Raw genomic sequence first — 11,634 nt, forward strand, 5'->3', positions numbered from 1 at the left:
TGGCCTCCGACTTCCAGCCCGCAGCCCGGCGCGGGCCCCGGCACCGCTCCCGGTCGCGCCCCGGCCGGCGCCGCCGACCCGTCCTGCGGCCGGTTCGCCGCGGACGTCTGCGCCGCGTACCTGCGGATCGCCACCACGGGCCGGGCCGACCAGGCGGCGGTGGACCTGCTCCGCCGCTCGTCCCCGGCCGGCGTGCTCGACCGGATCAAGGCGCCGACCCTGCTGGTGCAGGGCGAGGCGGACAGCCTCTTCCCGCTCACCGAGGCGGACGCCAACGCGCGCGGCATCGCCGCCGCCGGCACCCCCGTGCGGGTCGCCTGGTTCACCGGCGGCCACGACGGCGGGACCGGGCCGGCCAGCGACTCCGACCGGGTGAAGTTCCTGACCGCGCAGTGGCTCGACCACTACGTCAGGGGCGGCGGCGAGGCCCCCGGTGACGACTTCACCTTCTCCCGGATCGCCGGCTTCGACGCGCTGAACCGGGGCCTGGTGGCGACCGGCTACTCCACCAGCGACTACCCCGGCGTGGCCGGGGACCAACGGCGCGAGGTCGCGGTGACCGGGCCGGCGCAGCCGGTGGCGAACCCGCCGAACGGCAACCCCGCGGCGATCTCGTCGGTGCCGTTCGCCGGGGCGCTCGGCTCGCTGCTCGACAGGGTGGCCGGCGACATCCCCGGCCAGCACGCCCGGTTCGAGTCCGGGCCGCTGGCCGACGCGGTGGACGTGGTCGGCGCGCCGACCTTCTCGCTGCGGGCGGCGTCGCCGACCGGCGAGGCGGTGCTCTTCGTCAAGCTCTACGACGTGGACCCGAACGGCGCCGCGACGCTCCCCGACGGTCTGGTCGCCCCGGTCCGGCTCACCGGGCTGCCGAGGACGGTCGACGCGGCGAGGCCGGTCACCGTGACCCTGCCGGCGATCGTCCGCCGGTTCGAGGCCGGGCACCGGGTGCGGGTGGTGGTGGCCACCTCCGACCAGGCGTACACCACGCCCGTCGAGCCGACGGTCTACACGGTGGCCGCGGGCGACGGCCCGGTCGGCCTGCCGACGGTCGGCGCCGAGCCGATCCCGACCACCGCCGCCGTCTGGCGCTGGGTGCTGGTCGGGCTGCTCGCCGCCATCGTGGTGGGGCTCGCCGTGGTCGTCCTGGTCGCCCGCCGCCGGCACCGCCGCCAGGACAGCTCCGTGCATCCGGAGTACGCGGGCATCCCGCTCGCCGTCCGCCAGCTCCGCAAGGAGTACGCGGACGGCTTCGTCGCCGTGTCCAACGTGGACTTCGAGGTGCACCCGGGCCAGGTGGTCGGCCTGCTCGGCCCGAACGGCGCCGGCAAGACCACCACCCTGCGGGTGCTGATGGGGCTGACCCAGCCCACCGCCGGCGAGATCTACGTCTTCGGCCACCGGCTGGTGCCCGGCTCGCCGGTGCTCTCCCGGATCGGCGCGCTGGTCGAGGGGCCGGGCTTCCTGCCGCACCTGTCCGGCCTGGAGAACCTGAAGGCGTACTGGCGGGCGACCGGCCGGCCGTGGGAGGACGCGCACTTCGACGAGGCGCTGGAGATCGCCGGCCTGGGTGCCTCGGTGCACCGGCGGATCAAGAACTACAGCCACGGCATGAAGCAGCGGCTGGCCATCGCGCAGGCGATGCTCGGCCTGCCGGAGCTGCTGGTGCTCGACGAGCCGACGGACGGGCTCGACCCGCCGCAGATCGCCGAGATGCGCCGGGTGCTCCAGCGGTACGCCACCGACGGCAGGGCGGTGCTGGTCTCCAGTCACCTGCTCGCCGAGGTGGAGCAGACCTGCACCCATGCCGTGGTGGTCAACAAGGGCCGGATCGTGGCGTCCGGCCTGGTCGGGGAGATCGTCGGCGAGTCGCCGAGCGTGCTGTTCGAGGTGACCGACCCGGATGCCGCGCGGGCCGTGCTCGACCGGCTGGCCGGGGTGCGGGTGCTGCCGGACGGGGACGGGCAGCTGGTGGTGGACACCAACGGCACCGCCCGCAGCGAGGTGGTGGCGGAGCTGGTCCGGGCCGGGATCGGGGTGGACCGGGTGGTGCCCCGGCGCCGCCTGGAGGACGCGTTCCTCGCCCTGGTGGGCGACAACTCTCGGGGAAGCGGGGACCGGTGATGGCGGGTTCATCCATCGACGTGGCGGGCCCGGGGCCGGCCGGTCCCGGGGCGGCGGCGGGTTACCGGCCGTCGGCGACGCTGCCGTTCGCGGCGGAGTTCCGCCGGCAGGCGTCCCGGCGACGGACCCAGCTCGCGCTCGGCTTCATGGTGCTGCTGCCGCTGATCATCCTGATCGCGTTCCAGTTCGACTCGGGCGGCGACGACGACAACGGGCGCAACGAGTTCGCCAGCCTGGTCGACCTGGCCACCTCGGGCGGGCTCAACTTCACCCTCTTCTCGATCTTCGTGTCGGCGTCGTTCCTGCTGGTCGTGGTGGTGGCGCTCTTCTGCGGGGACACGGTGGCCAGCGAGGCGAGCTGGGGCAGCCTGCGCTACCTGCTGGCGGTCCCGGTGCCCCGGGCCCGGCTGCTCACCGTGAAGCTGGTGGTCGCGCTCGCGTACTCGGCGCTGGCGCTGCTGCTGCTCGCCGGCACCGCCCTGCTCGCCGGCACCCTCCGGTACGGCTGGACGCCGCTGCGCAGCCAGGTGGCGGCCGAGCTGGCGCCGGGGGAGGGACTGCTGCGGCTGCTGGCGGTGCTCGGCTACCTGGCGGTCGTCCTCCTGGTGGTGGCCGGCCTGGCGTTCCTGCTGTCGGTGAGCACGGACGCCGCGCTCGGCGCGGTCGGCGGTGCGGTGCTGCTCTGGATCCTCTCCAGCATCCTCGACCAGATCACCGCGCTCGGCGGGCTGCGCGCCTTCCTGCCCACCCACTACAGCACCGCCTGGCTCGGGTTGCTCTCCACGCCGGTGCAGACCGACGACGTGGTCCGGGGCGCGATCTCGGCGGTCAGCTACGCGACGCTCTTCTGGGGGCTGGCGTTCTGGCGCTTCACCCGCAAGGACGTCACCAGCTGATCGTCCCTCCGGCGGCGTCACCGAGCCGTGCAGGGGCCGGGGTGGTCGGCGGCGAGCGGGCAACGGTCGAAGGTGGCGGCGCGGACGTGCTGCGGGAGCGGGCGCTGCCCGGCTCGGTAGATCACGGCTGTCGCCTTTCCTGTGCTGGTGGCATCGGCCCTCGGCCGGGTGCGGCGCCGGGGCGGGCGGGGTCGAGCGGTACGACCGCCCGTGGCGTACCTTCCGGAGCCCGGCACCCGCCCGGGGCCCTTTTCCTGCTCGCGGTCCGCGAGCGGGCTTCAGGCGGTGGTGGGTTCCGCGCCGGACAACACGCGGGTGTACGACGCGAGCGCGACCTGCTCGAACGCCCAGATCGCGCTCGCGGTGGGCACCTCCGTCGTAGTTTCCGACGCTGTCACGTCAGACCTGCTGCTGATGGGGGAGTGGGGTGCCGGGGCGGCGCACGCGAGCCGCCCCGGCAATCCGGGCGTACCCGGAGAGTCGTCCCTGTCTTGCCGACGAGGGCCGCCTCGCCCTCAACATATGATGCCTAGTATCATTAGTGCAAGCCTTGGCACACCAGGAACTTGATGTCATAAGCGAAGAGTGGTCAGATGGTGCTGCCGACGAGGGAGCACCACCATGCGAGTCACGCCGTTCTACGAGCGCATCGCCAACGAGATCCGCGACCGGATCACGTCCGGCGACTTGCAGCCTGGCGACAAGCTCCCGTCAATATCTGAGCTGTGCACCCATTACGGCGTCTCCACCCAGGTCATCCGCTCTGCCATGTTGACGCTGCGCGCCGAGGGGCTGGTCGAAGGCCACCAGGGCCGCGGAGTGTACGTGCGGGACCGTACCCAAGACCGGCGCTGACCGCCGCCGCAGGTCAGGGGTGGGTCGACCAGCAGGCCACCGCCATCCGGTGTCGGCTGTACGTCGTATCTCGGCGGTTGCCGGCGGGCTGGGGCGCTGCAGGAGGCGGTCCGGGAGGAACGCGAGGCGCACGAGGCCCGAGAGGCCGAGTGGCGGCGCCACCACCGCCGCTGAGCGGTGGCGGCGTCGACGACGTCAGGGGGTGTACGGCGCGTCGGTGTGGCCGACCTCGGTCAGGGTGGTGCCGGAGAGCTTGTAGACCGTCGTCCGCTTGATGTCCAGCTCGGCCATGCTCTTGCCGTCGCTACGGGTCAGCCAGACCACCGTGGCCTTCTGCCCGCCCACGCTGATCGAGGTGACCGGGTTGCGGTCGCCCAGGTCGACCAGGGTCCGGTAGGCCGGCTTGCCGGCCGAGTTGTGCCAGACCACCACCGTCCAGAACAGCCCGACGCCGCCGGCCCGCAACGTCACCACGCCGACGGCGTCGGCGGCCCGGTCGCCGTCGAGGTCGCCGATGCCGCACGGCTTTTGCAGCTCGACGCTCGCGCCGTCCTCGCCGTTCCAGATGCCGTCGAGCAGCGGGATGTAGTCCGGGTAGCCGTTGTAGCGCACCTTCGCGCTGCCCAGGTGCGCGCCGAGGAGCTGCTTGCAGGTGAGCGCCGGGGCGACGGGCGCGCTCGGCTTCGGCGCCGGGGGCTTCAGCGGCGCCTTCGTCGTCGGGGCGGGCGCGACCGGTGCGGCGGTCGTGGGCGTCGGGTCGGGCGCGCTCACCGTCGGGGACGCGGCCTCCGGCGTCGCGGCGGCCGGCGTGACCGTGGTGGCCGCGCTGACCGTACCGCCGGAGTCACCTCCGCAGGCGGTGAGCAGGCAGACCAGAGCGAGGGTCGCGAAGCCCGGCGGGGTCCGGCGCATGGGTGGGGGTCCTCTCTCGACGGCAGGTTGCCCGCACCGTACTGAGCCGTCGCCAACGCGGTCATCGTCCCGCCGGCCGGGTCGGGCCGCCGACGGGTCAGGGACGGTACGGGGCGTCGGGGCGGCCGGCCGCCGGTGACCCGGTGGACGGCGGGCCGCCGGTGTCCGCGGTCGTTCAGAGGTCGGCCGGTGCCCCCGTCGGTTCGGCCAGCACGGCGTTCAGCAGGCCGGGGTAGAGCCGGTCCAGCTCGTCGCGGCGCAGCCGCACGTACCGGGTGGTGCCGGCGACCCGGGTCCGGGTCAGCCCGGCCTCGCGCAGCACCTTGAGGTGGTGGCTGCGGGTGGCCTTGGAGACGTCCAGCTCGAAGGTGCCGCAGGCGCGCTCCCCGGCACCGTCGGCGAGGGCACGCACGATCCGCAGCCGGACGTCGTCGGCCAGTGCCGCCAGCACCGCGGTCACCGGTACGTCCCGCAGCTCGGGTTCGTGCAGCTCCATGTGACCAGTGTAACCGTTGTTCGACTTACGTCGAACATCCTCCTAGAGTCGGTGCCGTTGGTTCGAAAGCGCTCGAACAAAGGAGCTGCCGATGCGCACTCGCCACATCGCCTTCCCGCTGGTCGCGGTGCTCAGCTGGGGCGTCATGTTCCCCGTACTGGCCAGCGCGCTGACCCGGGTCGACGCGCTCAACCTGACCGCCGTGCGCTACCTGCTCGCCACCGTCGTCCTGCTCGGGCTGCTGCTGGTCCGCGAGGGCGGCGGCGCGCTGCGGCCCGCGGGCCGGGTCGTCGAGGTGGTGGTCCTCGGCGTGGTCGGCTTCGCCGGCTTCAACCTGCTGACCAACCTCGCCCTCGGGCACGCCGCCCCGCAGCAGATCGCCCTCTTCGTCGCCACCGCCCCGCTGGTCACCCAGCTCGTCCGGTGGGCCCGCGACGGGGTGCGCCCCCGGCCGGCGCTGCTCGCCCTCTCGCTGGTCGCGCTGGTCGGCGTCGGCCTGGTGATCACCCGGGGCCGGCTGGACGGGCTCGGCCAGTTCGGGGTCGGCGGGCTGATGATGGTCGGCGCGGTGCTCGGCTGGGGGATCTACACCCACGGCGCGAGCCGGTTCGGCGGCTGGTCGCCGTTGCGCTACACCACCCTGACGTCGCTCGCCGGCACCACCGCGATCCTGGTCGCCAGCCTCGCCGCCGACCTCGCCGGCTGGCAGCACCTCCCGGCCGGCGCCGACCTCGTCGCGGTCGCCCCGCAGGTGGCGTACGCCGTCCTGGTCGCCGCGGTGATCGCGGTGCTGGCCTGGAACACCGGTGTGCAGCGCCTCGGGCCGGCCAACGCGGCGCTGTTCATGAACCTCGTCCCGGTGACCACCTTCGCGGTGCAGACCGTCCGTGGCTACCGGCCCGGCGCGGTGGAGCTGGCCGGCGCGGCGCTCACCATCGCCGCCCTCGTCGCCGCCAACCTGACCACCCGCCCCACCCCCGCCCCGGCCACCCCCGCCCGCCCCACCCCCGGTCGCCCCGCCCCCGGTCGCGCCCCGGCGGCCGTCACCGACCCCCTCGCGGTGGTCCACCCGGTCGCCACCACCGCTCCCTGACCCACCCCGCGCCGCTCCCATCGGCTGCGCACTTGGACGGAAAGAGTGGCCTCCCGCGACGTGGAGGCCACTCTTTCCGGGAAAGTGGCGGATCTTGCCGGGTGGGAGAAGTGGTTCAGTGGGTGGGATACGACGGTGGCGGGCAGGGTGGGTCACCGTAGACTCGGCGGCACAACTGCATACCTCATCCAGAGGGGCTGAGGGATACGGCCCGACGACGCCCCGGCAACCACCCCGCACGACTCGACACGGAGTCGACGTCGGGGCAGGTGCCAATTCCGTCCCCGCCGCACCGTGCGGTGCGGGGAAAGATGAGAGGACTCTCGACATGACGTCGACGCTTCCCGCCGCCGGCATCGACACCACCGCCAGCCCCGCCCGCGCCCTGGTCTGCCGCGCCTGTTCCGCCTCCTACCCGCTCGCCGCCCAGCACGCCTGTTACGAGTGCTTCGGCCCGCTGGAGGTCGAGTACGACGCTGCCGCGCTCGCCGCGGTGACCCGCGAGCAGATCGAGGCCGGCCCGCAGAACATCTGGCGGTACGCGGCCCTGCTCCCCGCCGGCCAGGACCCGGCGACCCGGGTCACCCTGGACCCGGGGCTGACCCCGCTGGTCGCCGCCCCGCAGCTCGCCGCCGAGCTGGGCATCACCGCGCCGCTCTGGGTCAAGGACGACAGCGCCAACCCGACCCACTCGTTCAAGGACCGGGTGGTCTCGGTGGCGCTCACCGCCGCCCGGGCGCTCGGCTTCACCCGCTTCGCCTGCGCCTCCACCGGCAACCTGGCCAACTCGGTCGCCGCCCACGCGGCCCGCGCCGGGACCCCTTCGGTGGTCTTCATCCCGGGTGACCTGGAGCAGGGCAAGGTGATCACCACCGCCGTCTACGGCGGCGAGCTGGTCGCCATCGACGGCTCGTACGACGACGTGAACCGGCTCTGCGGCGAGCTGGTGGAGACCGACGAGTTCGAGGACACCGCATTCGTCAACGTCAACGTCCGGCCGTTCTACGCCGAGGGTTCCAAGACCCTGGGGTACGAGGTGGCCGAGCAGCTCGGCTGGCGGATCCCGGCCCAGGTGGTCATCCCGATGGCCTCCGGCGAGCTGCTCACCAAGATCGACAAGGCGTTCTCCGAGCTGGTCGAGATCGGGCTGGTCGAGGCGCCGGCCGGGGGCTGGAAGGTCTTCGGCGCCCAGTCGGCCGGCTGCAACCCGATCGCCACCGCCCTGCACGCCGAGAGCGACACCATCACCCCGGTCAAGCCCACCGGCATCGCCAAGTCCCTCAACATCGGCGACCCGGCCGCCGGCCTCTACGCCCTGGAGGCGGTCCGCCGTACCGGCGGTTGGATGGAGTACGTCGACGACGACGAGATCCGCGCGGGCATCCGGCTGCTGGCGCGTACCACCGGGGTGTTCGCGGAGACCGCCGGCGGGGTCACCGTGGCGGTGCTGCGCAAGCTGGTCGAGTCCGGCCGGCTCGACCCGGCGGCGGAGACGGTCGTCTTCAACACCGGCGAGGGCCTCAAGACCATCGACGCGGTTGCCGGTCAGGTCGGCCCGACCCACCGGATCAAGCCGTCCCTGCGCGCCGCCCGCGACGCCGGTCTCCTCTCCTGATCCTGCCCCCGTCGGCCCGCGCGTCGTTCCGGGCCGACCGGACGGGTGGCCGGGCGGAGGAGGGGCGAATCGCCCGGAAGGGGGACAGGGCCGATCCGCCGGGTAACTGGCATTTCGCTGTGAGTGCGGAAAACCCGCCGACAAGGACTTGACGACAGGAACCGGACGGCGCAAGATGCTCCGTGCGGGAGGGCGTTCCGCCGGAGACTTTTGAAGTTCTTACGACCCAACGCCGGAGGCGTTGTGCGGTCGTCCCTCCCGACCAACCTCGGACGGGGCCAGCGGAAAACCGCTGGCCCCGTCGCCGTTCCCGGGGCAGGCTCGCCGGCATGGGCATCGAGATAACGCCGATCGATCCGGCCGACCAGGCCGCGGTCGACGAGGCGTACCGGATCGGCGCGGCGGTCAACGAAGCGGACGTCCCCGACTTTCCGCCGCTGTGCCGGCAGCGCTTCGAGGCGTCGATCCGTCACCCGATGCCGGGCAACGCTCCGCGCTGGGTGCTGGCCCGGCTGAACGGCGTGCCGGCCGGCTATCTCTGCCTCGACCTGCCGCAACTCGACAACACCGACAACGCCACCGCCGACCTCGTGGTGCACCCGGCGTACCGGCGGCGGGGGGTCGGCCGGGCCCTGCACCAGCACGGCCTCCGGCTGCTGCGTGACCTGGGGCGCAAGCGGGTGCTCGGGATGGCGACGTCGGCGCTGCCGGGTGGACCGGCCCGGCCCGCCGCCGGCGCCGCCTTCGCCACCGCCGTCGGGGCGCGCCCCGCGCTGGTCGAGGTGCGCCGGCGGCTCGACGTCACCCGGCTCGACCTGCCCGGCCTCGACGCCATGCTGGCCGAGGCCCACCCGCGGGCGACCGGCTACCGCCCGGTGCGCTGGCGGCAGCACGCCCCCGAGGAGTACCTGGCAGACGTGGCCTACCTCGACGGCCGGCTCATGACGGACGCGCCCCTCGGCGACGTGGAGTGGGAGCCGGAGAAGATCGACGCCGAGCGGGTCCGGGCCACGGAACGCGCGCTGGACGCCCGGGGTCGGCGCCGCTACCACCACGGGCTGCTGCACGAGGCCTCCGGCCGGCTGGTCGCCTGGACCCTGCTGGACGTCACCCCGAGCAGCCCGTGGCACGCCTTTCAGCAGATCACCATCGTCGACCCGGCGCACCGAGGGCGCCGCCTCGGCCTGATCGCCAAGATCGAAAACCTCCGGTACGCGCGAGCGCACGAGCCGGAGCTGTCCGCCGTCGACACCTGGAACGCGGCAGAGAACGCCCACATGATCGACATCAACGAGCGGCTCGGTTTCCGCCCGGTGGACGCCTGGACCGACTGGCAGCTGACGCTCTGACCCGGCCCGCTACCGGGCCAGCCGGTCGGCCAGCTCCCGGACGGCCTGGTAGAAGTCGTCGTCCGGGGTGAACCGGTGTCCGCGGATCGGCGGCGGGACGGTGTCGCCCGGCAGGATCGACAGGCCCGTCGGGTCGCGTACCCGCCGGTCCACCCGGCCGGCCGGGTCGTCGGGGTCGCCCGGATCCGGGCCGAAGGCGTACCCGCCGATCGCGTCGGTGAGCCGCCACAGGTTGATCCATCGCCAGTCGAGCCCGTCGCCCACCACGCGCAGCACCGCCGGGCTGAAGTACCTCGGGAAGGCCCGGGCGTAGAGCCGTCCGAGCGGGGTGGCGTAGGTCAGCAGCGCGACCCGCTCCCGGCAGGCGGCCGGGAGTTGCAGGACCGTCGCGACGGCCAGCACGCTGCCGTGGCTCTGCCCGGAGAGCACCACCCCACCGTCGACGGTCAGGCGGACGATCCGGCGGGTCAGGTCCGGCACCGCGCGCTCGGCGTAGCACGGGGCGCCGAAGGGGTGCGCCGCGCGCGGCCAGAACGTCGCCAGCTCCCAGAGCACCCCGACCAGCCGGACAGCGCTCGACCGGTAGGCGAACAGTCCGGCCCCGGCGACGAAGAGCACGAACAGGCCGATGAGCAGACCGCCCAGGTCGGTCACGAAGCTCACCGGCCGGGCCAGGGACTCCCCGCCCAGCCGGGCGGCGACCGCCTCCGGCCCCTGGTGCAGCACCGCCAGCCCGGCCGCGCCGAGGGTGAACACCGCCAGCACGGTGTAGCCGGCCGACAGCAGCGGACCGAGCCGGTCGGCGAGCATGGCCCGGGCCACCACGTCGCGGACGGCGCGTACCCGCTCCCGGGGCACCCGGGACGCCTCGGGGAAGTCCCGCCGGACGGCCTCTTCGGCCATTCGTCGCCGCCGGGACCGGTGGTACCGGCTGCCGAGCAGGGCCACCACGGCCATCACCACCAGCGCCGCCGAGAAGCCGAGGGTGGACCAGCGGTAGGCGACCGGTGGGGAGAGCGGCGGCGCCCCGGGTGGCAGCGGTCGGGCCGGAGTCGGGCTCGAGCCCCGGTCCAGGTACTCGGCGACGCCGTAGCTCAGCGCCGACGAGTACGCCACGGCCAGGCCGATGGCGGCGGAGACGATGACCGGCGCGCCGAGACCGCGCAGCAGCACCCCGTCCCGCACCCCGGGCCGCTGGAGCAGGACGACGCCGCCGAGGGCCAGGAGCAGCCCCATCTGGCCGGCGAACACTCCGGCCACCAGCACGTCGTACCCGGGCATGCCGCCCTGGGCGGACCAGGGTGGGCGGGGGACGGCCGCGTACCCGACGGTGAGGCCGGTCAGCGCGGTGCTGCCCCAGCGGAGGCCGCCGCTCACCATGCGGGTCCGGCGGGCCACGCCGCGTCGGTCCAGCCGCGGCAGGCAGAGCGCCGCCATGCTGGCCGCGAGCAGGGCGCCGACCGCGGCGAGCAGCGCGTACCCGGCGGGCCACCGGTCGTGCGGGACGAGGACGAGGAGCAACGCGAGGTCGATCGTGGTCAGGGCGACCGCGACGTGCAGCGACCGCAACCGGCTCAGCACGGCCCGGTTGTCCCAGAAGGCCGGGGTGTCCAGGCGGTCCGCGCCGATGCCCTGCGGCACCGACGACGTGTCCTCCGGCAGCTGCCAGGTGCGGCCGCCCAGCCGCCAGACCAGGGCGACGGCGAGCAGCGGCAGCAGCGAGAGCAGGGCCAGGCGCTGCCCGGGCGGCACCCCGCCGAGCCAGGAGATCTCCCGGCGGCCCTCGAGGCAGCGCGGGTACGCCGCGCACTGCCAGGCGATCAGGTCCAGGGCCACGCCCACCGCCGACAGGACGTACATCGCGGTCACGGTCGCCGAGAGCAGCCGGCAGAGCGCCCGGCCGACCGGGGTGGCGCGACTGGCCGGCGGCAGCATCCAGATGGCGATGTTCGCCAGCATGAAGGGCAGGAGCAGAACCAGCGAGAAGGTCCGGGTGGCGGTGCCGCCGGTGAGCCCGCTCCAGCGGTACGCCTCGAGCGTGCTCCCGCCCGGGCCCTCCGGATCTCCGAAGCCGGGGCGGACCCGGTAGAAGCCGGCCTCGCCGTCACCCGCCACCCGGCTCACGATCGGCCGGTCCAGCACGGCCTCCGGGCCCTTGTCGGCGACCCCGTGCACCCGGATCTCGGTGGTCCGCACCCGCCGCCGTCCTCTCCTGTCGCCGGCCGCGCGGTTACCCCTCCCTGGTCGGGTCAATCCACTCGGAGGGCCGCACCGGTGCCCGGGCCGTCACCGATCCG

9 protein-coding genes and 1 riboswitch are annotated in these 11,634 nt (G+C 74.1%); of the genes, 6 read left to right on the top strand and 3 right to left on the bottom strand.

Annotation, left to right across the window (positions count from 1 at the left end):
* The 3 genes from V6U81_RS09425 to V6U81_RS09435 form a co-directional block, all read left to right on the top strand.
* Positions 1-2,121, top strand: a 2,121-nt coding sequence (locus V6U81_RS09425) for an ATP-binding cassette domain-containing protein (protein ID WP_334486807.1), incomplete at its 5' end; no start/stop codon positions are given.
* A complete protein-coding gene (locus V6U81_RS09430; RefSeq protein ID WP_334486810.1) occupies positions 2,121-3,017 on the top strand; it encodes an ABC transporter permease in 897 nt (298 codons plus the stop codon). The genes V6U81_RS09425 and V6U81_RS09430, both read left to right, overlap by 1 nt.
* A 621-nt stretch (positions 3,018-3,638) precedes the next feature.
* Complete coding sequence (locus V6U81_RS09435; protein ID WP_334486813.1) at positions 3,639-3,872, top strand: winged helix-turn-helix domain-containing protein; 234 nt, start codon at positions 3,639-3,641, stop codon at positions 3,870-3,872.
* Positions 3,873-4,067: 195 nt separating this feature from the next.
* Here the strand turns inward: V6U81_RS09435 and V6U81_RS09440 are convergent, their stop codons facing one another.
* Together V6U81_RS09440 and V6U81_RS09445 are read right to left on the bottom strand one after the other, a co-directional pair.
* On the bottom strand, positions 4,068-4,784 hold the full coding sequence (locus tag V6U81_RS09440) for a hypothetical protein (protein ID WP_334486816.1): 717 nt from the start codon (positions 4,782-4,784) through the stop codon (positions 4,068-4,070).
* 175 nt (positions 4,785-4,959) lie between these two features.
* On the bottom strand, positions 4,960-5,280 hold the full coding sequence (locus V6U81_RS09445) for an ArsR/SmtB family transcription factor (protein ID WP_334486819.1): 321 nt from the start codon (positions 5,278-5,280) through the stop codon (positions 4,960-4,962).
* Between the two features lie 91 nt (positions 5,281-5,371).
* Between V6U81_RS09445 and V6U81_RS09450 the strand changes: the two genes are divergently transcribed.
* From V6U81_RS09450 to V6U81_RS09460, 3 genes are all read left to right on the top strand, one after another.
* Positions 5,372-6,373, top strand: coding sequence for an EamA family transporter (locus V6U81_RS09450; protein ID WP_334486821.1), 1,002 nt, complete (start codon positions 5,372-5,374; stop codon positions 6,371-6,373).
* A 181-nt stretch (positions 6,374-6,554) separates the two neighbouring features.
* Positions 6,555-6,691: riboswitch (SAM riboswitch) on the top strand.
* Positions 6,692-6,701: 10 nt separating this feature from the next.
* A complete protein-coding gene (gene thrC, locus V6U81_RS09455) occupies positions 6,702-7,988 on the top strand; it encodes a threonine synthase (RefSeq protein ID WP_334486824.1) in 1,287 nt (428 codons plus the stop codon).
* Positions 7,989-8,317: 329 nt separating this feature from the next.
* Positions 8,318-9,337 (top strand): GNAT family N-acetyltransferase, encoded by a 1,020-nt coding sequence (locus V6U81_RS09460; RefSeq protein ID WP_334486827.1) that lies wholly within the window; start codon positions 8,318-8,320, stop codon positions 9,335-9,337.
* Positions 9,338-9,346: 9 nt separating this feature from the next.
* Here the strand turns inward: V6U81_RS09460 and V6U81_RS09465 are convergent, their stop codons facing one another.
* Complete coding sequence (locus tag V6U81_RS09465; RefSeq protein WP_334486830.1) at positions 9,347-11,533, bottom strand: hypothetical protein; 2,187 nt, start codon at positions 11,531-11,533, stop codon at positions 9,347-9,349.
* Positions 11,534-11,634: the final 101 nt, after the last annotated feature.

It is taken from the genome of Micromonospora lacuserhaii (genome assembly GCF_036902735.1).
In the GTDB taxonomy this organism is placed as follows: Bacteria; Actinomycetota; Actinomycetes; order Mycobacteriales; family Micromonosporaceae; genus Micromonospora.